Origin of the sequence: Curtobacterium sp. AB7 (assembly GCF_044909335.1) — a bacterium.
In the GTDB taxonomy this organism is placed as follows: Bacteria; Actinomycetota; Actinomycetes; order Actinomycetales; family Microbacteriaceae; genus Curtobacterium.
Window position 1 is genome coordinate 1,004,023 of the sequence record NZ_JBIYED010000001.1, and the last position, 24,742, is coordinate 1,028,764.

Annotated in this window: 25 protein-coding genes; 17 read left to right on the top strand and 8 right to left on the bottom strand. The window is 70.4% G+C overall.

Features of this window, described 5'->3' with window-relative positions:
• Window positions 1-139: 139 nt before the first annotated feature.
• The 8 genes from ABH929_RS05000 to ABH929_RS05035 all read left to right on the top strand — a co-directional run bounded on the left by ABH929_RS05000 (window position 140) and on the right by ABH929_RS05035 (window position 6,998).
• Window positions 140-304, top strand: a complete 165-nt coding sequence (locus ABH929_RS05000; protein ID WP_159573348.1) for a hypothetical protein — start codon at window positions 140-142, stop codon at window positions 302-304.
• 147 nt (window positions 305-451) lie between these two features.
• Complete coding sequence (locus ABH929_RS05005; RefSeq protein WP_404560357.1) at window positions 452-1,372, top strand: glycosyltransferase; 921 nt, start codon at window positions 452-454, stop codon at window positions 1,370-1,372.
• Window positions 1,373-1,491: 119 nt separating this feature from the next.
• Entirely contained in the window at window positions 1,492-2,787 is a 1,296-nt protein-coding gene (locus ABH929_RS05010; protein ID WP_263055163.1) for an adenylosuccinate synthase, read from the top strand.
• A 2-nt stretch (window positions 2,788-2,789) separates the two neighbouring features.
• On the top strand, window positions 2,790-3,350 hold the full coding sequence (locus ABH929_RS05015) for a low molecular weight phosphatase family protein (RefSeq protein ID WP_404560358.1): 561 nt from the start codon (window positions 2,790-2,792) through the stop codon (window positions 3,348-3,350).
• A 127-nt stretch (window positions 3,351-3,477) separates the two neighbouring features.
• On the top strand, window positions 3,478-3,969 hold the full coding sequence (locus ABH929_RS05020) for an SRPBCC family protein (RefSeq protein WP_404560359.1): 492 nt from the start codon (window positions 3,478-3,480) through the stop codon (window positions 3,967-3,969).
• A gap of 95 nt (window positions 3,970-4,064) precedes the next feature.
• On the top strand, window positions 4,065-5,039 hold the full coding sequence (locus ABH929_RS05025; RefSeq protein WP_404560360.1) for a type II CAAX prenyl endopeptidase Rce1 family protein: 975 nt from the start codon (window positions 4,065-4,067) through the stop codon (window positions 5,037-5,039).
• The gene (locus ABH929_RS05030; RefSeq protein ID WP_404560361.1) at window positions 5,026-6,333 is read left to right on the top strand and encodes a sensor histidine kinase; all 1,308 of its coding nucleotides are present in this window, start codon (window positions 5,026-5,028) and stop codon (window positions 6,331-6,333) included. Before ABH929_RS05025 ends, ABH929_RS05030 begins: the two co-directional genes overlap by 14 nt.
• On the top strand, window positions 6,330-6,998 hold the full coding sequence (locus ABH929_RS05035; RefSeq protein ID WP_404560362.1) for a response regulator: 669 nt from the start codon (window positions 6,330-6,332) through the stop codon (window positions 6,996-6,998). The genes ABH929_RS05030 and ABH929_RS05035 overlap by 4 nt, the downstream gene beginning before the upstream one ends.
• Before the next feature lie 24 nt (window positions 6,999-7,022).
• Here ABH929_RS05035 and ABH929_RS05040 read toward each other — a convergent pair whose 3' ends face one another.
• Window positions 7,023-7,496: a hypothetical protein gene (locus tag ABH929_RS05040; protein ID WP_404560363.1), complete on the bottom strand. Its 474-nt coding sequence runs from the start codon at window positions 7,494-7,496 to the stop codon at window positions 7,023-7,025.
• Window positions 7,497-7,619: 123 nt separating this feature from the next.
• Between ABH929_RS05040 and ABH929_RS05045 the strand changes: the two genes are divergently transcribed.
• Window positions 7,620-8,255, top strand: coding sequence for a TetR/AcrR family transcriptional regulator (locus tag ABH929_RS05045; RefSeq protein WP_131881141.1), 636 nt, complete (start codon window positions 7,620-7,622; stop codon window positions 8,253-8,255).
• 218 nt (window positions 8,256-8,473) lie between these two features.
• Window positions 8,474-8,935, top strand: coding sequence for a GNAT family N-acetyltransferase (locus ABH929_RS05050; RefSeq protein ID WP_404560364.1), 462 nt, complete (start codon window positions 8,474-8,476; stop codon window positions 8,933-8,935).
• On the opposite strand, the gene ABH929_RS05055 is transcribed toward ABH929_RS05050, so the two are convergent.
• On the bottom strand, window positions 8,890-9,987 hold the full coding sequence (locus tag ABH929_RS05055) for a BLUF domain-containing protein (RefSeq protein WP_404560365.1): 1,098 nt from the start codon (window positions 9,985-9,987) through the stop codon (window positions 8,890-8,892). The two genes, ABH929_RS05050 and ABH929_RS05055, sit on opposite strands and share 46 nt — an antisense overlap.
• Before the next feature lie 224 nt (window positions 9,988-10,211).
• Here ABH929_RS05055 and ABH929_RS05060 point away from each other — a divergent pair, with 224 nt between their 5' ends.
• A complete protein-coding gene (locus tag ABH929_RS05060) occupies window positions 10,212-10,937 on the top strand; it encodes a hypothetical protein (protein WP_263055154.1) in 726 nt (241 codons plus the stop codon).
• Between the two features lie 29 nt (window positions 10,938-10,966).
• Here ABH929_RS05060 and ABH929_RS05065 read toward each other — a convergent pair whose 3' ends face one another.
• The gene (locus ABH929_RS05065) at window positions 10,967-11,683 is read right to left on the bottom strand and encodes a TetR/AcrR family transcriptional regulator C-terminal domain-containing protein (protein WP_111086143.1); all 717 of its coding nucleotides are present in this window, start codon (window positions 11,681-11,683) and stop codon (window positions 10,967-10,969) included.
• A gap of 230 nt (window positions 11,684-11,913) precedes the next feature.
• On the opposite strand from ABH929_RS05065, the gene ABH929_RS05070 reads away from it, so the two are divergent.
• From ABH929_RS05070 to ABH929_RS05080, 3 genes are all read left to right on the top strand, one after another.
• The gene (locus ABH929_RS05070) at window positions 11,914-12,723 is read left to right on the top strand and encodes a DUF2382 domain-containing protein (protein WP_404560366.1); all 810 of its coding nucleotides are present in this window, start codon (window positions 11,914-11,916) and stop codon (window positions 12,721-12,723) included.
• Between the two features lie 105 nt (window positions 12,724-12,828).
• Window positions 12,829-13,596: a hypothetical protein gene (locus tag ABH929_RS05075; protein ID WP_404560367.1), complete on the top strand. Its 768-nt coding sequence runs from the start codon at window positions 12,829-12,831 to the stop codon at window positions 13,594-13,596.
• 102 nt (window positions 13,597-13,698) lie between these two features.
• Window positions 13,699-14,139, top strand: a complete 441-nt coding sequence (locus ABH929_RS05080; RefSeq protein ID WP_263055152.1) for a YsnF/AvaK domain-containing protein — start codon at window positions 13,699-13,701, stop codon at window positions 14,137-14,139.
• A gap of 133 nt (window positions 14,140-14,272) precedes the next feature.
• Here the strand turns inward: ABH929_RS05080 and ABH929_RS05085 are convergent, their stop codons facing one another.
• From ABH929_RS05085 to ABH929_RS05095, 3 genes are all read right to left on the bottom strand, one after another.
• Window positions 14,273-14,884 carry a hypothetical protein gene (locus ABH929_RS05085; RefSeq protein ID WP_404560368.1) on the bottom strand — a complete coding sequence of 204 codons (612 nt, stop codon included), beginning with the start codon at window positions 14,882-14,884 and terminating at the stop codon, window positions 14,273-14,275.
• A 158-nt stretch (window positions 14,885-15,042) separates the two neighbouring features.
• Window positions 15,043-16,767, bottom strand: coding sequence for a glycosyltransferase (locus tag ABH929_RS05090; RefSeq protein WP_404560369.1), 1,725 nt, complete (start codon window positions 16,765-16,767; stop codon window positions 15,043-15,045).
• Window positions 16,764-17,933, bottom strand: coding sequence for a hypothetical protein (locus ABH929_RS05095; protein ID WP_404560370.1), 1,170 nt, complete (start codon window positions 17,931-17,933; stop codon window positions 16,764-16,766). Before ABH929_RS05095 ends, ABH929_RS05090 begins: the two co-directional genes overlap by 4 nt.
• A 651-nt stretch (window positions 17,934-18,584) precedes the next feature.
• Here ABH929_RS05095 and glgX point away from each other — a divergent pair.
• On the top strand, window positions 18,585-20,603 hold the full coding sequence (glgX, locus tag ABH929_RS05100; protein ID WP_404560371.1) for a glycogen debranching protein GlgX: 2,019 nt from the start codon (window positions 18,585-18,587) through the stop codon (window positions 20,601-20,603).
• Window positions 20,604-20,667: 64 nt separating this feature from the next.
• Window positions 20,668-21,066, top strand: coding sequence for a hypothetical protein (locus tag ABH929_RS05105; protein ID WP_404560372.1), 399 nt, complete (start codon window positions 20,668-20,670; stop codon window positions 21,064-21,066).
• A gap of 5 nt (window positions 21,067-21,071) precedes the next feature.
• Here the strand turns inward: ABH929_RS05105 and ABH929_RS05110 are convergent, their stop codons facing one another.
• The gene (locus ABH929_RS05110) at window positions 21,072-22,370 is read right to left on the bottom strand and encodes a PP2C family protein-serine/threonine phosphatase (RefSeq protein ID WP_404560373.1); all 1,299 of its coding nucleotides are present in this window, start codon (window positions 22,368-22,370) and stop codon (window positions 21,072-21,074) included.
• A 46-nt stretch (window positions 22,371-22,416) separates the two neighbouring features.
• Window positions 22,417-23,139: a lysostaphin resistance A-like protein gene (locus ABH929_RS05115; protein ID WP_404560374.1), complete on the bottom strand. Its 723-nt coding sequence runs from the start codon at window positions 23,137-23,139 to the stop codon at window positions 22,417-22,419.
• Between the two features lie 159 nt (window positions 23,140-23,298).
• On the opposite strand from ABH929_RS05115, the gene ABH929_RS05120 reads away from it, so the two are divergent.
• Entirely contained in the window at window positions 23,299-24,735 is a 1,437-nt protein-coding gene (locus tag ABH929_RS05120) for a polysaccharide biosynthesis tyrosine autokinase (RefSeq protein WP_404560375.1), read from the top strand.
• Window positions 24,736-24,742 lie beyond the last annotated feature (7 nt).

Genomic DNA, 24,742 nt, shown 5'->3' on the forward strand with positions numbered 1-24,742 from the left:
GCACACGGTGAGCAGGAGATGTCGGGTCCCGAGTTCGGGCCCGACATCTCCTGTTCACGAAACGAGATCCGGCGCTCCGAGGACGCGGATTCAGGACAGGTAGTTAGACAAACTAGTTACACGGTGCCAGGGTTGCAGCATGCAGAACACGCTCAGCCAGCTCCGGGCCAACCCGACCGAGTGGCGCCGCCGGGGACTCACCCCGCCCGACGTCGTCCAGGCGATGATCGAGCAGCGCCTCGCCGAGCCCGGCTACTCACAGCCCGTCGGCGACCCGTCCTACCAGGACTTCTTCCGCGCCTGATCGCGACCAGGCGCGTCGCGCACGATCGGGAGGCCCGGTGTCGGGCGGCACCGGGCCTCCGGTGATCGGCCGGTGCTGCCTCGGCGGGTACCATCGATGTCGCTCCGGCTCGAGTGTCGGAGGAATGTGACATGCTAGGATGTCACAATGGACTCCTCTCGTGACCCGTCGCCCGGAGTGGACGTCGTGGTCGTCCACTTCCACTCGGATCCGACGCTCCTGGCGCGTTGCTTCGACTCGGTGGCGCGATCGGCCGCCGGATCCGGCGTCGTCGCGACCCTGATCCTGGTGAACAACGGCGGGGCACTGCCGCCGGAGTCGGTCCCCGCGGGCCTCCGACTGGTCGTGGTGGAGTCGCCCGGCAACGTCGGCTTCGGTGCCGCGGTCAACCTCGGCATCGCAGCGGCCACAGCCGAGTCGGTCCTGGTCCTCAACCCGGACGCCGCCCTCGAGGAGCCGGCGCTCGGTGCCTTCCTGGCGGCCGGTCGCCGAGTGCCGCACGCACTCCTCGGTGGGTGGATGATCCGCGACGGGGCGGTCGAACGCGACGGGTACATCGACTGGGACTTCTCGTGCGAGCGGCTGGTGAAGCGCGCTCGGTGGTCCGACGCCCTCGGTGTGGACGGCATCCGGCACGTCGAGAAGGTGAGCGGCGGCGCGCTCTTCGCAGCGACCGCGGTGCTCCGTCGACTCGGCCCGTTCGACGAGCAGTTCTTCATGTACTGCGAGGACGCCGATCTCTCCCGACGTGCACGTGCCGCCGGCCACCCCCTCGTCGCGGTCGGAGCGGCGCGGGTCGAGCACGCCGGGTCCGCGTCCGAGGCGTCCTTCCACCCGCTGGTGGAAGCGGCCCGGGCGGACGGTGCGATCCGGGTGACGGCGGCGCACCGGGGCCGCGTGGTCTCGATCCTGCAGCGAGTCGAACTGACCATCGTCACGTGCGTCGGTCTGCTCCGTCCGAGGCTCGCCCCGAGCGCCCGTCGGGCACGGCGAGCACGGCTGACCGCGGTGCGTCGATGGCGGTTCCGGGCCACGGTGCCGCGGATGGACCCCGGCGCCGTCACATGACCTCGCCGCGGGCAGGGGTGCGGGGGTCGGGTGACGCGGAGGTGACCAGCCGATAGACTCGGGTGGACCACCGGCCCGCCTGGTCGCGTGAGGTCCTCCGCCAACGTGAGGAGAACCAGATGCCCGCAGCAGTCATCATCGGCGCCCAGTGGGGCGACGAGGGCAAGGGGAAGGCCACCGACCTCCTCGGCAGCCGCATCGACTACGTCGTGAAGTTCAACGGCGGCAACAACGCCGGGCACACGGTCGTCGTCGGCGGCGAGAAGTACGCGCTGCACCTGCTGCCGTCCGGCATCCTCACCCCGGGCGTCACCCCGATCATCGGCAACGGCGTCGTCGTCGACCTCGAGGTGCTGTTCCAGGAACTCGACGCGCTGAAGGCCCGCGGCGTCGACACCTCGAAGCTGCTCGTGTCGGCGAATGCCCACCTGATCACGCACTACCACCGGACCATCGACAAGGTGACGGAGCGGTTCCTCGGCAAGCGCCAGATCGGCACCACCGGTCGTGGGATCGGTCCGTCCTACGCCGACAAGATCAACCGCGTCGGCATCCGCGTCCAGGACATCTTCGACGAGAACATCCTGCGTCAGAAGGTCGAAGCGGCCCTCGACCAGAAGAACCACCTGCTCGTCAAGGTCTTCAACCGCCGCGCGATCGACGCCGAAGAAGTGGTCGAGTCGCTGCTGTCGTACGCCGAGCGCCTGCGCCCGATGGTCGCGGACACGGCCCTCGAGATCCACCGGGCCCTGGAGCGCGGCGACACCGTCCTGTTCGAGGCCGGTCAGGCGACCATGCTCGACGTCGACCACGGCACCTACCCGTTCGTGACGTCGTCGTCGGCGACCGCCGGTGGCGCAGCGACCGGCTCCGGCATCGGCCCGGGCAAGCTCGAGCGCATCATCGGCATCGTGAAGGCGTACACGACCCGCGTCGGCGCCGGTCCGTTCCCGACCGAGCTGTTCGACGAGTCCGGCGAGTTCCTGCGCGCCAACGGCTTCGAGTTCGGCACCACCACGGGCCGTCCGCGCCGCTGCGGTTGGTACGACGCCCCGATCGCCCGGTACACCGCGCGCATCAACGGCGTGACCGACTTCGTGTTGACCAAGCTCGACGTGCTGACCGGGCTCGAGACGATCCCGGTGTGCGTCGCGTACGAGGTCGACGGTGTGCGCGTGGACGAGGTCCCCGTGAACCAGTCGGACTTCCACCACGCCAAGCCCGTCTACGAGGAGTTCCCCGGCTGGACCGAGGACATCACCGGTGCCCGTTCGTTCGACGACCTACCGAAGAACGCGCAGGACTACGTGCTCGCGATCGAGGCGATGTCCGGTGCGCGGATCTCCGCGATCGGTGTCGGTCCGGGCCGCGACGCCATCGTCGTCCGGCACGACCTGCTCGGCGCTGGCGCCTGACGATGCGGGTCCTGTTCGTCTGCAGCGGCAACATCTGTCGTTCGCCGCTCGGCGCGCAGGTCCTGACGGCGCGACTCGGTCCGGACGCTGCGGCGTTCGTGGTCGAGTCCGCTGGCACCATCGCCGACGACGGTGCCGCGATGGACGGCGCCGCTGCGGCGCAGTCCGTGCGGCTCGGCGGTGACCCGTCGGGGCACGGCTCGCGCTACCTGACGGCCGCGATCGTCGAGGACGCCGACCTGGTGCTGACGGCCGAACGGTCGCACCGTGGGGCCGTGGCGTCCCTCGCGCCTCGGGCGACGAAGCGGGCGTTCACGATCAAGCAGTTCGCGCGGGTGCTCGGGGGGCTCGAGCCCGGTGACCTGGCCGACGTGCACTCGCCCGAGGCCCTGGTCGAACGGGTCGCACGGCTGCGCGGTACCGTGCCGCCGCCGGCCGAACCCGCCGCCGACGACGTCGACGACCCCTACCGCCGGTCCGACGCCACCCACGCTCGGGTCGCCGACGAGATCGACGCCGCGCTTGCGCCCATCGCCGACGCCCTCCGGGCCGCGCTGCGCTGACACCGCGCTGCGCTGACGCCGCGCTGCGCCTGGTGCGAGGTTGACCACTCGGTGCAGGGCTTTGTCCGCGCACGGAGTGACCAACCTCGCACGGGCCGGCGGCCACCGCACCGTGCGAGGATGACTCATGCCCGTCGTCGAGTCCCGCTGTGTCGTTCCGGTCGAGCCCGAGGTCGCCTTCGCCGTCTCGCAGACGCAGGGCGCGATCCGGAAGCGCTGGGACCCCTTCATCCGACGGCAGCACCTGGTCGGTGGTGCGACGGTCCCCAGCAAGGGCGTCCGGACGTACACCGTGCAGCGGTTCGGCTTCGCGATGGAGAGCGAGTACGTGTCGTACCACCCGCCGTCGAACGTCGGGATGAAGATGACGAAGGGGTCGTGGTTCTTCGAGCGGATGGGCGGCGGGTGGCGCTTCTCCGCGGCCGAGGGCGAGCCGGGGCACACGCTGGCGGTCTGGCGGTACAACTTCACCTGCCGGCCGAAGCGGTTGGCGCCACTCGCCGAACGGATCGGCGTGCTCGTGCTGCAGCGGGACATCGACCGGCGCATCCGCGGGTTCGCCCGGGGCTGCGAGGACCCCGTCGTGCTGGCCCACGTGGCCGCCCAGCACACCGCCTGAACGGCCCGGGAGGCCTTGCATCCTTCGACGGAACTCCCGCAGGTGCATCCCGAAGCCGGTCGTCGCGCGACCCCGCAGTTCCTAGCGTCGTGTGCATGACGAACACCACCGAAGTCCGGCCCACCGCCGGCACCACTCCGCAGGAGCGAGGGGGAGCGAGCGGCGTCATCGCCCGGCACCCGCTCGCGTCCTTCTTCACCCTCGCGCTCGGCCTGAGCTGGCTGGCGTGGATCCCGTACATCCTGTCGCCGCACGGCCTGGGCGTGTGGGACCTGCACTTCCCCGAGGTCCTCGGCTCCGCCCAGTTCACCGGCGTGCTGCCCGGGGCGCTGCTCGGCCCCTTGGGCGGCGCGTTCATCGTCACCGCGGTCGCCGACGGCCGTCCGGGCCTCCGTCGCTGGGTCGGCCGGCTGTTCCGCTGGCGGGTCGCCTGGTACTGGTACGCCCTGGCGCTCGTCGTCGTGCCGGCCATGATCGTGGCGTCCGCGCTGCCCTTCGCCGGAGGTGACGTCCGGGCACCCTCGGCGCTGGCGTTCGCCGCCCTGGTGCCCGGCCTGCTCATCCAGCTGTTCTCGACCGGGCTGAGCGAGGAGCCCGGCTGGCGCGACTTCGCCCTGCCCCGCCTGCAGCACCGCTTCGGTGGGCTCGGAGCCGCCGCGATCCTCGGTCCGGTCTGGGCGCTCTGGCACATGCCGCTCTACCTGAGTGACTGGGGCGGGTGGCCGAACGCGCACTGGAGTGAACCCGTCGTCTTCGCCCTGTTCACGATCACCTTCAACGTCGTGATGATCCAGGTGTTCAACAAGACCGGCGAGAGCCTGCCACTGGCGCTGCTGCTGCACGTCGGCGTGAACAACACGATCTCGACGCTGTTCCCGGAGATGTACCCGAGCATGACCGCCGGCACGTTGATGATCGGCCTGACGATCACCTCGACGGTCGCGGCCGCGGTGCTCCTCGTCGTGACCCGCGGACGCCTGGGCTACGACCCGGCTCGCCGAGCGCTGCCGATCGACGCCCCGGTCCCCGCCCGCACCCGCCTCGTAGGATCACACGATGGCCTCCGCTGACCCGCGCACCCGCACGCAGCGCGACGGCGCGCAGCGCACCCGCGACCGGCGCGTCGACGTGTTCGTCGCGCTCGGCACGGGCGTCGTGGCCATCGGCCTGCTGCTCGGCCTGCCGCCGCTCGACGGCCTCGAGCCGGACGGCGCCACCCTGGCGATGCGGGTGCCGGCACCGTTCACCGCTGCGTGGACCGTCCTGGCGCTCGGCCTGCTGGCCCAATCCGCCGCCCTGCTCGCCGCCCGTCGGGCACCGCGCGCCGTGCTCGTCGCGGTGTCCGTGCTGCCGGTGCTCGTCGCCGCGCTCGCCCCGCAGTCGCTCGACCTGTTCGGCCTCACCGCCCTGCCGGTGGTGGTCGCCGTGGTCCTGGCCGCCCTCCGCGTCCCGCTCGTGCGCCTGTGGCCGACCCTGCTGGTCGCCGGCGCGCTGGTGGCAGCGGGCAACGCGGTCCTGTCCGGCGCACTCGGCCAGGGCGTCCTGCAGGCCGTCGGCGCCGTCGGGCTCCCGCTCCTGGTCACCCTGCTGGTGCGCTCCCGCCGCGAGGTCCGCGCCGCCCGCACCGCCGAGGCGAGCGCGGTCTTCCGTGAACAGGACGCCCTGGTCGAGGCCGCGGTGTCCCGTGAGCGTGCCGCCATGGCCCGCGAACTGCACGACATCGCCGCCCACCACCTGTCCGGCATCGCCCTGATGGCCGCCGTCATCGACCGGCAGATCGACAGCGACCCGGAGCGCGCGCACGAGGGCGCCCGCCAGGTGCGGGAGCAGAGCACCGCCGTCCTCGACGACCTGCGCCGCCTGGTCGGGCTCCTGCGCGAGGACGTCCCCGCCGAACGCGCGGTCGAGACGGTCGCCGGCATCGTCGACCTGGTCGAGCGTGCCCGGTTCCGCAGCGACGTGCGCCTCGACGTGCTCGCTGGCGACCACCAGCGCGGAGTGCAGGCGCTCGCCGACGGCGTCGGCCCGCTCGCGCAGCTCGCCGCCTACCGGACGGTGCAGGAGGCCCTGGCCAACGCCGCCCTGCACGCCCCGTCCGCCCCGTGCACGGTCACCGTCGACGACCGCGACGAGGCCCGGGTGGTGATCCGGGTGGAGAACGCACCGGCCGCCGCTCCGGCAGCGCCGACCTCACCGTCGGGCGGCAACGGCCTGCGGGGGATGCGCGAGCGGGCGGACCTGGTGGGGGCGAGCCTCCAGACCGGTCCCACCGCCACCGGCGGATGGCTGGTGGAGCTGGCGCTCGGACGGGAGGCACCTGCCGCACCCGCGCAGGCCACCGACGGTGACGAGGTGGTCGCGTGATCCGCGTGCTGGTGGCGGACGACCAGCCGCTGGTCCGTGCCGGGGTGTCCGCCCTGCTCGGCGCGGAGGCCGACATCGAGGTGGTCGGCGTGGCCGCCGACGGCGGCGAGGCGCTCGCGCAGGCGCGCTCGTTGCGACCCGACGTGGCCTGCCTGGACATCCGCATGCCGGTGATGAACGGCATCGAGCTCGCCCGGTTGTTCTGCGCTCCGGACGCCGATCCGGCGATCCCGGTGCTGATGCTGACGACGTTCGACCTGGACGACTACGTGTTCGGGGCGCTCGAGGCCGGTGCCTCCGGGTTCCTGCTCAAGGATGCCGAGCCGGACACCATCGTCGACGCCGTGCGCCAGGTCGCCGCGGGGAACGGGACGCTCGACCAGGCCCTGACCCGGCGGGTGCTGCGCGAGTTCGTGTCGCGGCGGAGCCTGCAGCCGGTGTCGGGGGACCGGGCAGACGGAGTGCTCACCGCCCGCGAACGCGAGGTCCTGCTGCTGCTCGCGCAGGGGATGTCGAACGAGGAGATCGCGGTCGCGCTCGTGCTCGAGGTCTCGACCGTGAAGTCGCACCTGGCGCGGATGCTGCCGAAGCTCGGGGTGCGGTCGCGGTTGCAGGCCGTGGTGTGGGCCTACCAGAACCGGATCGTGGCGGTCCCCGAGCCGTAGGGCGCGCGTGGTGCGTGCCGGGCGTCAGCCGGTGGTGAGCGGCTCGGCGGCGCCGGGGACGACGAGGCGCCAGACGTCGTCCTCGGGGTCGGCCTTCGTCAGGTAGAGGCGGAACGTTCCTTCCGCTGCGAGGACGTCGCCGTCGAGGTACTCGACGGGTTCACCACTCGTCTCGCACTGGTCCGAGGTGCTGATGACCAGGATGGTGTGGCCGGGGTCGTCGCCCTTCGACACGTCGGTGACCGACGCGTCGTAGACGTCGTAGACGCCCCGGAACTCGACGGTGCGGCCGGTCTTGTCGACCTCCGCATCGACGACGAGGTCAGCAGCTGCACGGCGTTCGGCCGGAGTGTCGAGTGCGATGCGCGAGGCACACGCCACGCTCTTCTCCTCGGTGTCCCGGCGGGGCTGGACCCGGCCCTCCGCATCGCACCCCGCGAGCCCGCCGGTGACCACCAGGGCCGGCACCACGACCGGTACGATCCGTCCCCACTGCATGGATGAGTACCGCTCGCAGGTCGATCGGTGGGAAGTGTCGTGGCCGGATCGTGCTGGTCCGTTTTGCGCGCGATCCCCGTTCGGGGGCTTGGGTGGGACCGATGTGCCTGGTGGGGTGTATGCATGCACATCGAATCATCGCGCCGGACCTCGGACGATGCTGCCCTCCGATCGGCCGTCGTGGACGGGATGATCACGGCACTGCGGACACGTCCGCTCCACGAGGTGACCCCGGCCGTCGTCGCGGACCACGCCGGCCAGGACGTCGACGTGGTCGAGCGGACGTTCCCCAGCTGGGACGGTCTGCTCCTGGCCACCATCGACCACTGGAACGAGCAGCGCACCGCACCGCTCATGCCACTCGCCGAACGGTTCGGGACGGTGCCGTTCCTGCGTGCGATCGTGACCGCGAACATCGCCGACCCGTCCCTGATGCGCTTCCTCACCGCCACCCTGAACATCGCGGCGTCACCGGAGCACCCGCTCGCGCCGATGTTGCACGCGCGGTGGCGCCGCTTCCACGCCTTCGTGCAGGACTCCCTGCAGCGCGACAGCCTGCTCGGTCGCGAGCCGAGCACCATGGAGCCGTCGCGCGGCGCCGAGCAGCTGCTCGCGACCTACGAGGGACTGCAGCTGCAGTCCATGGTGCGCCCCGAGATGGACCTGCTCGAAGCGTTCGACCGGGCAGTCACCCGGTTGCGCGAGGGATGGTCCCGCGAGTACGTCGCCCCCGTGTGGGACCTCGACCTGGTGAGCTGACCAGGACCTCGTGGGCTGCCCCCAGACCCACCACAGACCACGGACGCTAGGGCGTCCGAGGGCAGACGCCAGTCGTCTGCACGCGCCGCCGCTCGATTCGGGTTCGAGCGGCAGAGCGCACACCGTGCCGCCGCTCGATTCGGGTTCGAGCGGCGGCACGCACACCGATCACCCACGGGCACCGCGACGACGCGGCGCCGGGCGAGGAACACACCACGATGCAGCACCTGACGTTCTCGGTCGCGGCCGAGCCCTTCGACCACGAGGACGCCGTCCGGCTGCGCGCCGCGGCGCGGATCGAGGTCGACCGGATCTACGGCCGCCCGGCCGACCGTGGCCGTCCGCTGACCGAGGCGGCCGCCGCCGTGCACGTCATCGCCCGAGACCGCTCAGGCTTGGCGCTCGGCACCGCGTCGCTGAGTGCGGCCGGCGACGGCGTGTTCGAGGTCCGGCGGCTGTTCGTCCGACCGGACTCCCGCGGGCAGGGCGTCGGCGACCTGCTGGTGCTCGAACTGCTCGCGCAGGCCGAAGAGCTGCAGGCGCCGGCGGTCGTCGCCGAGTTCGGCGTGCTGCAGCCGCACGCCGCCGCGCTGTTCAGCCGGAACGGGTTCGTGCGGATCCAGCCGTTCGGGCCCTACCGCGACGACCCTGAGTCGGTCTGCTTCTCGCGGGCGTTGTGATCGCCCGTGCCCTCGACCGGGATCTCGAAGAGGTCCGTGTGCCGGTAGTCCTCGGCCCACCCCCGCCGCAGCCGTGACGCCGCACGGTCGAAGGACGCGATGATGTCGAACCCCTCGATGAGGAGCGACTGGATCCGCAGACCGTCGTAGAGCGCGAGGAGCTGCTCGGTGGCACGCGCGGGATCCATGGTGGCCGGTTCGCGACCGACCCGGATGTCCCGCTCGAGTGCTTCCCGGACGGTCCGACGGAACCGGAGGTACAGGGTGCGGTAGTACTCCGCGCCCTCGTGCCCGGGGTCGGTGCTCGAGGCGAGCGTCGAGGCGAGCAGTCGCATCAGCGCCGGTTCCTCCGAGTACGCCACGACCAGCGCGTGCAGGTAGGCGACCGCGCCGTGCGTGTCCGCGATCGGCCGCACGGGCCGTGACACGGAGCTCGACCACCGGTCGACCGTCGCCGTCAGCAGGCTCTCGCGGGTGGGGAAGTGGGTGCGCAGCTCGTCGACGGTCATCTCGGACCGGGCGGCTACGGTGTCGACGTCGACCTGCTCGACCCCGGTGTCGTGCAGCGCCGTGATCGTCGCGTTGACGATCCGGGTGCGCAGCTCGATGCCGTCGTCGCCGTGCTGGTTCGTCAGCGGCGCCAGGGGGTGCTTCCGGAACCACTCCAGCAGGGCCGTCGCGCGGGACGTCCCGGTGGCGGGGTCGGGCGCGTGCCCGTCGGCGAAGAGGTCGAGGAACCCCGGGATCTCCTTGATCAACGGGTCCGCCGGTTGGAACGCCATCGACCACTCCGGGAAGGACCGCGTCGCGACGGTGTCCGCGGCGACCTGGCGCACGTTGGTGTGACGGGGGTCCTGACGGATGCCCTCGAACCGTTCCCGCACGACCTCGTCGTCGCCCTCGATGATGCCGATGCAGTTGCTCCCCTGGTGGGCGAGGATCCCCGTGATGCCCAGCTGCAGGTTCTTCTCGCGACCGACCACCAGGATCTCGGCGAGTTCCTCGTCCGTGACCGGTCGGCTCATCGTGCTCACGTACACCAACGACAGCATGTGGCCCCTGTTCCTCGAAGCAAGCTTGTGTTCCACACAGTGGCGCACACCTGCCCCGATGGCAAGGCGTGCCGATCGCGTCGCGCTCCTCCTGTCGTCTGTGGCCCGTGGCCGGCGCGCAAGGTGGATGGCGCGGTGTCCTGGCGGTGGGCCGCTGCCTACGCTGGAGGAACCGGACACCGACCGGGTCCCGGTCGGTGAAGGTGCTCGGAAGAGGTGGGGCAGTGTCACGGACGAAGTCGTTGCGCCGCGCTGCGTTCAGGTTCCCGTCGCGCAGTGCGCGCGTCGTCGAGTTCGTGTTCCGTCGCCTCGACGCGACCGGGGACTTCTACCCGGACGACGCGATGGAGGGCACGGTGCCCGGCCCGGACCCGGATCGCGTGGTGTTCGTGGGTGAGCGGGGCGAACTGTCGCTCGGCGTCCGCACCCACGAGCTCTCGCTCCCCGCGTTCTTCGCTCGGCACCGGGCAGCACGGACCGCGCGCGGCGTCGCCTGGAAGATGCTCCCCGCACCGTCGGCGAGTGTCCGGGAACTCCCATCCGTCATCGCCGCCCACCGCGAGGACCTGGGGCGGTGCGACCTCGTCGTCGTGTTGGTCGGCATCACGGATGCGCTCCGGGTCCTGCCGACGAGGGTGTGGGAACAACGCGTCCGGGACACGATCGCTGCCCTGCGCGAGGTGGTGCCCGTGGATGCCGAGGTCGTCATCGGTGAGATCCCACCCCTCGACAACGCCGGGAGTCTGTCCCGGCCGGCTCGGCTCGCAGCCGGGGTGCACGGTCGTCGCCTCAACGCGCGGACTCGACTCGTCGTCGAAGCCTGTCCACGGGTGCGCGCAGTCGGGTTCCCGGACGAGCTGACGCGGTCGGTGTGGCGGCCCGAGTCGGACGAGCACCGGTACCGCGACACGTACAAGGTGTGGGGTGGGCACCTCGACGCCCACGTCTGACGGCCGCGTCGCCGGACCGCGATCGCGGGTCATTGCGACAGTTCGCGGTCCAGTCGGTCGAGGAGTGCCTCGAGGGAGACCTCGAACTCCTCGTCGCTGCGGTCCTCGCTCAACAACGTGCGGAGTCGGCGGACCTCCGGTGCGACGTCGAGGGACGTGTTGCCGTCGCCCTCGGGGATGGCGGCGCCTCCTTCGTCGAGCGGTTCCTCGGCTGGGCCTGCTTCGGCACCGCTGACCACTGACTGCAGGAGGAGCTGGCCGAGCAGGAAGCTGCTGAACGCTCGGTACGCGTTGACCGCCTGGGCGTCCGTGAAGCCGTTCCCCGTCAGCGCGGTCAGGAACGTGTTGACGACCTCGACGCTCCGCAGCGGCGGGCGGAGCCAAGGGGCTGCAGGGTGGCGGGTCGCCACCAGCGGGAACGCCTTCGGGTGGTCCGTGGCGATCTGCCGGACGGCATGGGCGACCGTTTGCAGGAACCCTTGCCAGTGTGCTTCCTCGGCCTCGGTGAGCTGCGAGGTGAGATCCCGCATCAGTGAGGCGACGACGCCTTCGAGCAGGTCTTCCTTCCCGTGCACGTAGCGGTACAGGGACATCGCCTCCACGCTGAGCTCCTGCGCGAGTGACCGCATGGACAGTCCCTGGGGACCTGACCGATCGATCTGGTGCAACGCGGTCTCGACGATGAGGTCACGGCTGAGCCTCGGTGCGTTCGTCTCGGAACGGTTCGCCCTCGATCGTGCTGCCACGGCTGATCTCCCTGCCGATCCGCGGTTCGTGGCTGACAACGGGCGCTGCGCCGAGTTCGCGGCCGACAAACCCACGCTATCGCGACTTACGATGTAAGCTCCCGCTGGGCTTACGCCGTAAGTCCACGAGGTGGTGGTCTCCGCCGATCGAGCGGGCCGTGCGCCGCCGTCACCTCGGATCCACTCCGCATCGAACCCCAGGCGACCTGCCGGGGAAGAGGAGCACCACCATGATCGACAGCAGCAGCATCAACGACCTCACGGGCGCCGACGTCTACGGGAGCGACGACGCCAAGATCGGCACGGTCGGCCAGGTCTACGTCGACAACGACACCCAGGCTCCGACCTGGGTGACGGTGCGGACCGGGCTCTTCGGCACCTCGGAGTCGTTCGCACCCTTGAACGACGCGACGTTCGAAGCCGGCGCCGTCCACGTCGCCTACGAGAAGTCCTTCGTGAAGGACGCCCCGCGGGTCGACGCCGACGGGGCGCTCAGCGCGGACGAGGAGCAGTCGCTCTACTCCTTCTACGGCAACCCGTCGAGCGCGTCGGCGGATGCGGGTCTGTACGACCAGGACGCCGACCGGAGCACGAACTCCGCCGACGTCCAGGGACACGACACGTCCGGTCCGACGACGGACGACGCCATGACCCGCTCCGAGGAGCGGCTGCACGTGGGTACCGAGCGGATCGAGTCCGGCCGTGCCCGTCTGCGCAAGCACATCGTCACCGAGCAGGTCACCAAGACCGTGCCCGTCAGCCACGAGGAGGTCACCCTCAGCCGTGAGCCGATCACCGACGCGACCGCCGACGATGCCTTGTCGGGGCCCGCACTGAGTGAAGAAGAACACGAGGTCGTGCTCACCGAGGAGCGCGTCGTCACCGCCAAGGAGACGGTCCCGGTCGAGCGCGTCCGGCTCGGCACCGAGACCATCGCCGGCGAGCAGGAGGTCACCGAGGACGTCGCGCACGAGGAGATCGTCCTCGACGACACCGCCGTGACCGACGAGACCATCGCGGACCGCGACGCCCGTTCCTGATCGTGCTGGGCGACGGCCGCTCGGCGACAGCCGGACGTCCGTCGCCAGCACAGGACGCTTTCTCTGCGCCCTGTCCACCCGACCCTCACCCGAAAGGCTCACCCCATGGACTTCCCCGCCGCTCTGCAGAACGGACTGGCCGCGGTCATCGCGTCCGTGCCGCTCGCCTTGCTCTTCCTGCTCATCCTCGTCGTCGGCCTGATCGTCGCGAAGCTCATCGAGAAGGGGCTCTCGCGTCTCCTCACCAAGGTCGGCTTCGACCGTGCCGTCGAACGTGGGGGCATCAAGAAGGCCCTCGCGAACTCGAAACTCGACGCCTCCGACATCGTGTCGAAGATCATCTACTACACGCTGGTGCTGTTCGTGCTCCAGTTCGCGTTCGGCGTCTTCGGGTCCAACCCGGTGAGTGATCTCCTCGCCGGCATCATCGGGTTCCTGCCGAAGATCATCGTCGCGATCATCATCATCGTGGTCGCCGCGGCGATCGCGGCAGGAGCGAAGGGCCTGATCCAGAACACGCTCGGTGGTCTCTCCTACGGCAAGCTGCTGGGCAACATCGTCGCGGTCTTCATCGTCTTCATCGGAGCGACCGCGGCGTTGAACCAGATCGACGTGGCCACCTCGGTCACCACCCCGATCCTGATCGCGGTCCTGGCGATCATCGCCGGCGTCGTCATCGTCGGAGCCGGCGGCGGACTCATCAAGCCGATGCAGCACCGCTGGGAGGCGATCCTCGAGAAGGCCGAGGCAGAAGCCCCGAAGATCCAGCAGCACGCCCAGCGTGCGCCGTCCGTCGTCGAGCAGGCAGAAGAGGCTGCCGGGAAGGCCAAGCGAGCTGCCTCGCCGACGACCAGTTCCCATCGCTCGAACTGAGCGCGCCCTGTGTGTCGGCCCCGCTCACCATGGGCGGGGCCGAGGGCCATCCCCGCGCTCCCGTGTTCGCTCGGGACCGTGCCCCCAGCATCGGAGAAGACCATGACCTCTCGCCACGCACCGCGCGACGCTCCGGGTGGTGACGAACGGACGGACCAGTTCGACGTGGTCCGACGCGAAGAGCGACTCGTCATCGGCACCGAACGCCACGCCATCGAACGTGTCCGGCTCGAGCGGGTCATCGTCACCGAGCAGCGGACCATCACAGTGGACGTCAGTCACGAGGAGATCCGACTCGTCCGTGAGCCGATCAGCGGCGCGGTACCGGTGTCGGCCGGCACCACGGACACCGTCCACGAACCGATCGTCGTGGTCCTCCGCGAGGAACAGATCACGGTCTCGACAGCAGTCGTCCCGGTCGAACGCATCACCCTGACGACCCACACCGTCACGGAGGAACACCGCGTCGAGGCGGAGCTCCGGAGGGAGGAGATCGACATCGTCACGTCGCACCGTCGGGCCGGAGGAGCTCCACTCCCGTGAGTCGCGTGGGGGACGCGTGAGGGAGTCGGTCGTCCTCAGTCGAGGCTGGCTTCGCGGAAGGCGTGCGACACGCGTTCGGTGGAGTGGATGAAGACATCCACGCTCGCCTGGTCCACCACTCGTGGGCTGGATGTCACGACGTCCTCGAAGGTGCCGCGCGGAGCCCGGTGGAGCGCCGCTCGAGGTCGGCCAGCGCGCGGATGACGTCCGGATCTCGGTGCCGCCATCGGTCGACGACGTCCGTGCCGAGCCAGCCGGCGGCGTTCCGGGTGGTCAACGCGCGGACAGCGAGCAACTCGGCTCCGTCCGGCTGATGACCGAGGCGCTGTGTGAGCGTGGCGCGCCGGATGAAGCCGCCGCGGTACCGGATCCAGACCACCACCAGGACGATGATCAGCACCGTCGCCAGCGAGGTACCCAGCAGGTGCGCCACGTGCAGCGTCTCCTGCTGCTGTTCTGCTCCGGCGGCAGCGATCCGCTGTGCGCTCCGGCTCGCGTCCTGCAGTGGGGCGCTGACCGACTTCCCGATGAAGGGCACCTTCTCGAGTGCCGTTGCGGTGCTGCGCAACTGCTCCTGGAACGCGGCGCCCTGGTCGTGGACCCGGGTGCCGATGTCGGCGAGGGCGCTGATCGACGCAGAAACCGCTCGCCCGAGCAGGACTGCAGCAACCACCCCGGCAGCCACGACGACATCGAGCAGCACTTGCCCTGCCGTGCGGATCGGACGTGCGTCGTAGAACACCATGGACAGGTCCTACCACTCGCGCGATGCCGGGCCTCCCGCTTTCAGCGCTGGGGACGGTTTCGCCCTCGGGTTCGGACATGGCCGGGCCGCCGACAGCGTGTTCCATCCTTACGCCGCCGCACCCCCCTGAACGGGAGACGCCGCGGCGACCGCAGTACTCACACGGATGACGTCTTGGTGAGACCGTGCTCCGTCTTCTCCCAGTAGTGGGGTCGGGTGATGAGCTGCCACAGGCCCTTGTAGGCGGCGACCGAGTGCAGCACCCAGTACGCGGGGTTCAGCAACGCCCAGAGCATCAGGTCGAACCGAGCGCGTTTGTACGGCCCCATCATGGTCAGGTAGATCATCGTGGCGTTGCCGAGCAGGAAGTCGAGCACGCACAGCCAGAGCACCGGGGCGGGGAACACCGAGGCCGTCCACGCCGTGGGCAGCACGAGCGTGGCGATCGTCACCGCGATGCCGGGCAGCATGCCGAGGAACGTCAACGGTGTCCCGGCGATGAGCAGCGCGAACGCAGCAGCCCGGCGCAGCCCGATCTCCCGCACGAGCGCACGGGGGCGCCGGGCGTGGACGAGGGCGGTCTGCATGTACCCCTTGATCCACCGAGACCGCTGCCGGACGAAGTTCGGGATCGAGGTGTTCGCCTCCTCCATCGTGGTCGAGTTGACGACGGAGACGCGGTACCCGACCGCGGACGCACGGATGCCCAGGTCGGCGTCTTCGGTGACGTTGTAGGGGTCCCAGCCACCGAGCTCACGCAGGAGCTCGGTGCGGAAGTGGTTCGAGGTCCCGCCCAGCGGGATCGGCAGGTTCCGGGCGTCGAGGCCGGCGAGCATGTAGTCGAACCAGTACGAGTACTCCAGCGTGAACATGCGCGTCAGGGCGTTCTCGTCGGCGTTGAAGTAGCTCAGGGCGGCCTGGACGCACACCGTGTCGGTGCCGGCCCGCTCGAACGTGATGAACACCTTCTTGAGCTGGTCGGGGTCGGGGCGGTCCTCGGCGTCGTAGATGACCACGTACTCGCCGCGGGCGATCGCGAGGCCGACGTTGCACGCGCGCGGCTTGGTCTGCGGCGCCCCGGGAGGGACGATGACGATCCGCATCCAGGCCGGTGGTTCAGCGTCGAGGACGGCCTGGCGTGTCTCGTGGTCCTCGGCCTCGACGAGGACCAGGACCTCGAGGCGGTCCTTCGGCCAGTCGAGGACCTCGAGGTTGCGGACGAGGTCGCCGACGATGTTCGCCTCGCGGAACACCGGGACCAGGACGGTGTACGTCGGCAGCGTGGTGTCGTCGAGCGCGGCGACGTCGGCCGCTGAGACCTGCTCGACGAGGTCGAAGCGGGCGCCGACCATGGAGACCCAGAACTTGAAGACGATGCCGGCCAGGAACCCGAGCGAGAGCACCGCGGTGACGATGGCGGCCGTCGTGCCGGGAGCGATCACCAGGCAGCCGGCGAACGCGAGCAGGGCGATGCCGCCGCCGACCTGTTGACCGCGGGACAGCACCGTGCGGGCGGACATGGCCGGGATCGTCCGGGCGAGGTCGTGTGCCGCGAGGTCGGCGACCTCGTCGTCCAGCTCCCACATGATGCGCTGGCGGACCTCTGCCTCATCGACCGCTCGGAGCACGACCGGCTCGCCGAACTCCTCGGTCAAGGCGGCCCGGAGCACATCCGGGTCCGACCGGCCGCTGGTCAGGACGAGGACACCCTCGCGGATCCGTGCGGAGGCGACCCAGCCCTCGTCGACGTGCCGGCGGACCGAGCACCGGTGCGGCGGGCGCCAGTCGGACTCGCCGCCGCGGTGCCGGGCGGTCGTCTCGTCGATCGACGGGGTGTCGGTCTCGCTGGTGACGGCGGACGCACCGGACACGACGGCGGTCATGCGCCCACCGCCGAGATCAGGGCGTGCATCCACTCGGCGACGACCTCGCGTTCGAACGCCGCGGTCCACGCGAGCGGGATCTGGAGGGCGGCGAGCACGATGACGAGAGCGCTCGTGACCCGGCTGCTGACACGCGGGAGGATCGCGATCGCGACGGCGAGCATCGTGACGAACGTGTTGCCGGCGGTGGCGACCGGGATGAGCCCGATCGCGTAGCCGGCGAGGATCCCGGCGAACAGCGCGACCACGATGACGATCGCACCGGGTCGGTGCACGAGCAGGGCCAGGAGGCACCCCGCGACGACCATCGCGAGGAGCAACAGCCCGTCGAACGAACCCACCAGGTGCTCGAGGCCGCTCAGCCGGGTGCTGTCGGTGTGCACGGTGTTCCGCAGTGCCGCGAACGGGTCGCGGAGGACGAGCAGGTCGAGCACGGACATCGAGCCGATGACGGCGATGCTCGGGAACACGAGGACGAGCGTGTTCGCTCGGCGGATGCCCGGCTGTCCGTGCCGGGCGAGCTCCAGCAGCGGGGCGGTCAGAGCTGCGATGACGACGTAGACGAGGCCCATGGGGTCGACGAGCGTCGACACCATCAACGACAGGCCGGCACGGAACCCCGCCTGGGTGTCGCCGTACGAGAAGAACCGCACCATGTCGGCGATCGCGAGCGCGAACAGTGCGATGCCGAGGAAGGCCTGCAGGTCGTTGAGGGCGACGAAGGCGTAGAGCGGGTTCGCGCCGAGCGCGATCGTGAAGACGACCACCTTCCGCATCCGGAGACCGCGCCGGAGCATGGCCTGCGCCAGGAGTTGCAGCAGTACGCCGGCTGCGAGGCCGCCGAGGACCGCTGCACCGTGCACGCCGAACGGCAGGAACCGGAGCAGGACGCCGGAGAGCAGCGGGTAGAGCTGACCGACGGCCTGCACGACGCCGCCGTCGAGTGCCGCCGTCGCCCGGTCGAGGGTCGCCTGGTTGCCGGTGAGCTCCAGGAGCGGTGTGGTCGGGATCTCGATCGAGAGCACGGCGACCACGACGTAGGGCACGGCGAACGCGAGCCGGAGGAGCCACCGCGTCCACGCGCGGGGGAGCGGCCGGAGCGCCGATCGGTGCGGCGGCTCGGCCGACGACAGGACGGCGCTCAGACGCGGGACGGTGACGGTCATGCGCGCTCCTTCGGGTGGATGCGGACAGTGGAGCCCAGGCACCCATCACAGTCGGAGGACAGACGAATCGGTACACCCAGAACGGGGTACAGGCGAGTCCCCTGAAGTGAGGACCTCTGTGCGTCTCGTGAATGGGGGTGCCGCCGCGTCGAACCCGAATCGACACGCCGGCACCCACCGTGACCGCCCCACCCGAGGGAGGTCACCTTCGCTTGGTGCCAAAGCTCCGCGCGGATCTCGTCCGCAACGGAGTTGCTGACTCGATGACCCAATCAGGCGACGCCCCTCGTTGGTATCCCCCAAACGGGGAACGCGCGTTCTCCGGATGGCAGCGGGGCCGCTCCCGTCGATTTCCGCGTACCTGTGCGCCCGGAGAGCGGCACGTCCGTACCGTCTCGTGAGCTACCCCGCGCCGCCCAGTTGCGGGGGCCCGATCCCTGTTCCGGGCTGGCATCGTCGCGGACCGCCGCGCCGAACCCGACGTCGTCGTAGCGCGAGGGCGCCTGCTCCTCGACCCGAACGAGGAGCAGACGCCCTCGGTCACCGTCCGGTGTCCGACGAGGCGGTCGCAGCTGTCCGGTCTGCGCATCCATGCCTGGCGGGGTACGTGCGCGAGCCGGGACCACAGCGGCCGCCCGGTACAACGACACGATGACCACTTCTGCCCGCACCCCGCTCGGCGTCACGCTCGTCGACGGCGGCGCCAACGTCGCACTCTTCTCCAGCACCGCGGAGCGCGTCGAGTTCTGCACGTTCGACGATGACGGGAACGAACACCGCACCGAGCTGCAGCACCGCACCGGCTACACCTTCCACGACGTCGTCCCCGGCGTGGCCGTCGGCACCCGCTACGGCTTCCGCGTGCACGGCGCATGGGACCCGGCCAAGGGCCTGCGCCACAACGGTGCCAAGCTCCTGCTCGACCCGTACGCCACCGCGGTCGACGGCTCGTACGCGTGGGGTCAGGCGCTCTTCGGGCACGACATGGACGACCCCGAGACCCGCGACGACACCGACTCCGCCGCCGCGATGCCGAAGTCGGTCGTCGCCGACCGCTCGTTCGACTGGGGCGACGACGTCCGTCCCTCGACCAGCCTGGCCGACACCGTCTTCTACGAGGTCCACGTCAAGGGCTTCACGAAGCAGCACCCGGACGTCCCCGAGGCGATCCGCGGCACCTACGCCGGCATGGCGCACCCGGCGGCGATCCAGCACCTGGTCGATCTCGGCGTCACGGCCGTCGAGCTGCTCCCCACGCACCAGTTCGTCCAGGACTCGACCCTTGCCGACAAGGGGCTCCGCAACTACTGGGGGTACAACTCCATCGGGTTCTTCGCACCGCACGACGAGTACTCGTCCAGCGGCACCGCCGGCGAGCAGGTCGCCGAGTTCAAGGAGATGGTCAAGGCCCTGCACGCCGCGGGGCTCGAGGTCATCATGGACGTCGTCTACAACCACACCGCCGAGGGCAACCACATGGGCCCGACGTTGTCGTTCAAGGGCATCGACAACGAGTCGTACTACCGCCTCGTCGAGGGTGACGAGGCCAACTACTTCGACACCACCGGCACCGGCAACTCGCTCAACGTCGGGCATCCCGCGTCGCTCGGGCTCATCATGGACTCGCTGCGCTACTGGGTCGAGGAGATGCACGTCGACGGCTTCCGCTTCGACCTGGCGACGACGCTGACGCGACAGGACGGCGAGGCCGAGAAGCACTCAGCGTTCCTCGACATCGTCCACCAGGACCCGGTGCTCCGTCGGGTCAAGATGATCGCCGAGCCGTGGGACACCGCGGGGTACCAGGTCGGCGGGTTCCCGGCCGACTGGTCCGAATGGAACGGCAAGTACCGCGACGACCTCCGTGCCTTCTGGCGCGGCGACGAGGGGGCGCTCGGTGACGCCGTCCAGCGTGTCCTCGGCAGCCCGGACGTCTACGAGGGGTCCCGCCGCTCGCCGCTGTGTTCGGTCGACTTCGTCACGGCACACGACGGCTTCACCCTGGCGGACCTGACCTCGTACGCCGAGAAGCACAACGAGGCGAACGGCGAGGACAACAACGACGGCGAGAGCGACAACGCCTCGTTCAACGGCGGCGTCGAGGGGCCGACGGACGACGCCGGCGTCAACACGTACCGCGACCGGCAGCGCCGAAACTTCCTCGGCACCCTGCTGCTGTCGGCCGGCGTGCCGATGATCCTCGGCGGCGACGAGATCGCTCGGTCCCAGGGCGGCAACAACAACGCCTACTGCCAGGACGACGAGATCTCGTGGTTCGACTGGGAAGCGGCCGACCGGGACCTGCTCGCGTTCACGACCGCGGCCATCGCGTTCCGGGCGCAGCACCGTTCCCTGCGTCCGGAGTGGTACCGCACGGCACCCGGTGACTCCGAATCGACCGTCTCGGTGCTCCGCGCCGACAACGCCGGCTTCGAGGACGGGGACTGGGCCGACGGCGGCAACCGGGCGGTGATGCTCGTCCTCGAACAGGGCGACGACACCGTCGCGGTCCTGCTGAACGCCTCGGACACGACCGTCGAGTTCACGCTGCCCGCGAAGCCGGGTGGCGGCGACTGGCAGCTCGGGTTGTCCAGCGACCCGCAGCAGCAGGTCGCTGCCGGAGCCGCAACCGTGCTCATCCGCGACGCGTCCTTCTCCGCCCTGTCCTGACACCGACAGGTCACCGGCGATCGGCTCGTCCGGGCCGATCGCCGGTGACCGCTACGGTCGAAGCATGGGGAACGATGACGTCACCGGGCAGCAGCGGCGGGACCGGAACCGGTGGTGGCTCTGGTGCGCCGGCGGGTTCGTCCTGTCGCTCGGGCTGCTGCTCGTGCTGGGACGGTGGTTCCCGGTGAGTGCTGGGGTCCTCGGCGGTTGGTTCGTGCTCGCGTTCTCGATGCGGGCGATTCCGTCGGGCCGTCACTTCTCGGCGAACTCGGCCAGCACGATCGGCGCGTTCGTGCTCACGGTCATCGGCCTGGGCCTGCTGATCGGCGTGGTCTGGCCGAGCCGGGGCGAGGCTGACCCACGCATCGAGGGGATCGTCCTCGGAGCAGTGCTCACCGCGGTCGGTCTGACGTGGATGATCGTCGTGGAGAAGCGGTTCTCAGCGCGCCGAGTCGAGGGCTGACCTCGTCACGCTCGATCCCGGCGTGCTGGGTGGGCGGGCAGTGCGGAGGTGTCAGCCGGTATCGGTGCTCGTCGGATCGCGATCACCGTCACGTCGTCGTCGTGCGCGACCTCGTCCGCCCGCGCGGACAGCGCCGCCACCAGCGCCGTGGGTTCGGAGCCGCAGGCCCGTGCGAGATCGGCCACGGCGTCGACGGTGTCCTCGCGCCCACCGAACAGATCGAGCACGCCGTCGCTGAACGAGATGAGCAGGTCGCCGGCGTCGAGGAACCCCTCGGTGGTGGCCCACTCGTCGCGGAGCCCCATCCCGAGCGGGAGGTCGCTCGACCGGAGCCGGTCCACGGTGCCGTCCGACCGGAGCACCAGGCTCAACCCGTGGCCCGCGTCGGCCCACCGGAAGGTGCCGTCGGCCGAGATGCGCGCGTGGAACAGCGTGGTGAACGTCACGTCGGTCACGCTGGCCTCTGCGGCGAGCCCGTCGGCTGCGCGGAGGAGGGCCTCGGACGGGTCGTCGACGGTGCGGGCACTGCGGACCGTGGCCCGCACGGCCGCTGCGATGAGCCCCGCCCCCACGCCCTTGCCCATCACGTCACCGAGGCTGACGGCGATCCCGGTGTTCGTCTCGTACCAGTCGAAGAAGTCACCACCGACCGACTTCGCCGGCAGGCAGGCGCCCGCCACCGCGACGTCGGTGCCCAGGTGGTCGGTCGGCGCGGGGAGCAGCGACCGCTGGACGGCGGCAGCCCGCTCGATCTCCGCACGGACGCGTTCCTCGCCCAGCCGGGCAGCGCGGACGTTGCGCCGCGCTCGCCGCGAGAGTTCCTGCACGACCGCCGCGACCGTCCCGAACACGATCACGGTGACGCCGAGACGGACCAGCTCGCTCGCACCGGGGACGTTCGTCGGCGTCAGGAAGTAGGGCGCCATGATCACGAGCGTCACGCCCAGTGCCGCGTACACGACGGTCAGGCGCCCACGGAGGGACCCGCACCAGACGACCGGCAGGACGGCGAGCGAGGTGAAGACGGAGGCGCCTGCGCCCGTGCTCGTCCGGAACAGCGCGATCGCCACGAAGTCGAGCACCAGCAACGCCGGCACGAGCCCGACAGAGTGCGGGAGCGCCAGTGCCACGGCAGCCACGACCGTCGCGACCCCGGTGACCGCCAGGCTCCCGACGAACAGACCGCCGTCCGTCACCTCGAGCGTCGGCACCGTGATCGAGAGGACCGCACTGAGCGCCAGCAGCCCGCTGAGGGGAGCCTGCCGTGCGAGGGGGCTCTCGAAGATGCTGGTTGTGCGAGACATTCGAGAAGGACGTTACCGGTCGATGCGTCTACCGGTGCGGCCGATGTCAGCGCGGCCAGGTGAGCACGACGGCCACGGTGTTGAACAGGACGTGCGCCAGGACCGCCCCGCCGATGCGTCCGGTCATCGCGACGAGCGTCCCCGTCAGCAGGCCGAGCACGAACGTCGTCACGAAGACCTCGAAGCTCGCGACCGACGACGCGGGCGTGCTGATCGCCAGGTGCATCAGCGCAAACGCGAACGCGGTCACCAGCACGGCCAGGAATCGCGTGCGCGGCGTCAGCTCGGCCGACAGCCGGCGCTGCATGACGCCTCGGAACACGATCTCCTCGAGCACCGGACTGACCAGGCACACCCCGATCGCCGAGACCACGAGCAGCAGCACGTCCGGTGTGCCGATGATCGGCTGCGGCGTCAGCCCGGTCACACCGAAGAACGCGACGGACAGCACGGCATCGAGCCCGCGGCACACGATGACGATGCCGATGGCCGCGACGGCATCGGCCCACCCGAGCCCGAGCCGGCGGACGAGCACCGCCGGAGAGGACTTCCAGAGCACCCACCCGACACCGAGCACGAGCGGCACCCACACGGCCAGGTCGGCGACCAGCACCTGCGCGACCGGGGAGGGCAGACCCCCAGTCCGGGCGACGCCACCGACGATCCGGGACAGCAGCACGGCGACCAGGAGCGCGATCACGATGACCTGCAGGTCCCGCACCGCCGAGGAAGGGCGGGCGGCGGTCGGCGCGTCCGGTTCGGGCTGCATGTCGCCACCGTACGGGACGCAGAACGAGACTCGACGTCGCGCGACCCCGAGCGCGTCTCATCGGTGTGGCAGTATTTCCCTGCCGAACGCTGGGACGATCCCGGTCGACCTGCGACAGGGACTCTGCAGGGCGCGGCGACTTCCGGGGAAGGGTGCCGCGTGGAGCTACGCGACTACATAGCGGTCTTGCGCAAGGGATGGGTCTTCATCCTGGTGCTGGCACTGGTCGGGGTCGCGGCCGCGGCCGGCTTCTCGCTGCTGAAGCAGCCGGTCTACTCCGCCTCGGCGCAGGTCTTCGTCTCGACCCAGACCAGCGGTAGTGCGAGCGACCTGGCGCAGGGCAACACCTTCACGCAGCAGCGTGTGCTGACGTACTCGAACCTCGTCGAGACGCCGATCGTGCTCCTGCCGGTGATCTCCAGCCTGAAGCTCGACATGACGTCCGACCAGCTCGCCGAGCTCGTCACCTCGGACGCGCCGCTCAACACGACGCTCATCTCGATCACCGTGAACGACACGAGCGCCAAGCAGGCCGCTGACATCGCGAACGCGACCTCCGAGAGCCTGACCAACGTCGTGCAGAACATCGAGGCCACCGACGCCGACGGCACGAGCACGGTGAAGCTGACCCGCGTCAAGGAAGCCCAGGTGCCGAACGCGCCGGTCAGCCCCAACGTGCCGGTCAACGTCGTGCTCGGTCTGCTCGTCGGCCTGGCCCTCGGCGTGGGCGTCGCGGTCCTGCGCTCGACGCTCGACAACCGCGTCCGCACCGAGTCGGACGTCGAGAAGATCAGCGAGAAGCCGGTCGTCGGCGGGATCGCCTTCGACAGCAAGGCGTCGGAGCGCCCGCTCATCGTGCAGGTCGACCCGCGCAGCCCGCGGGCCGAGTCCTTCCGCACGCTCCGCACGAACCTGCAGTTCCTCGACCTCGGCACCGGTTCGCGCACCTTCGTGATGACGTCGTCGGTCGAGTCCGAGGGCAAGAGCACCACCGTGGCGAACCTCGCCATCGCGCTCGACAGCGCCGGCTTCCGCGTGATCCTGATCGACGCCGACCTGCGCCGCCCGAAGATCGCCACCTACATGGACCTCGAGGGCGGTGCCGGGCTCACCGACGTGCTCATCGGACGTGCCACGATCGAGGACGTCGCCGTGCCGTGGGGCCGTGGCAACCTCGTCGTGCTCCCCGCTGGGCCGATCCCGCCGAACCCGTCCGAGCTGCTCGGTTCCCGCGCGATGCAGGACCTGATCGCCGGTCTCGAGCGGCAGTTCGACTACGTGCTGTTCGACGCCCCGCCCCTGCTGCCCGTCACCGACGCGGCCATCCTGTCGAAGAAGGCCTCCGGCGCGATCGTCGCCGTCGCATCCGGCCGCACCCACAAGGGCCAGCTCGCCGGTGCAGTCAGTGCGCTCGAGAACGTCGGTGCCCCGATCGCCGGCTTCGTCATGACGATGATGCCGACCAAGGGACCGGGTGCCTACGGCTACGGCCGCTACGGCTACGCGTACGGCTACGGTCTGCAGGACGAGGACACGCCCATGCCGAAGCCCCCGAAGCGCGGCCGCGTCGCAGCCACCCGCGGAGCCGCTCGATGACGGCGGT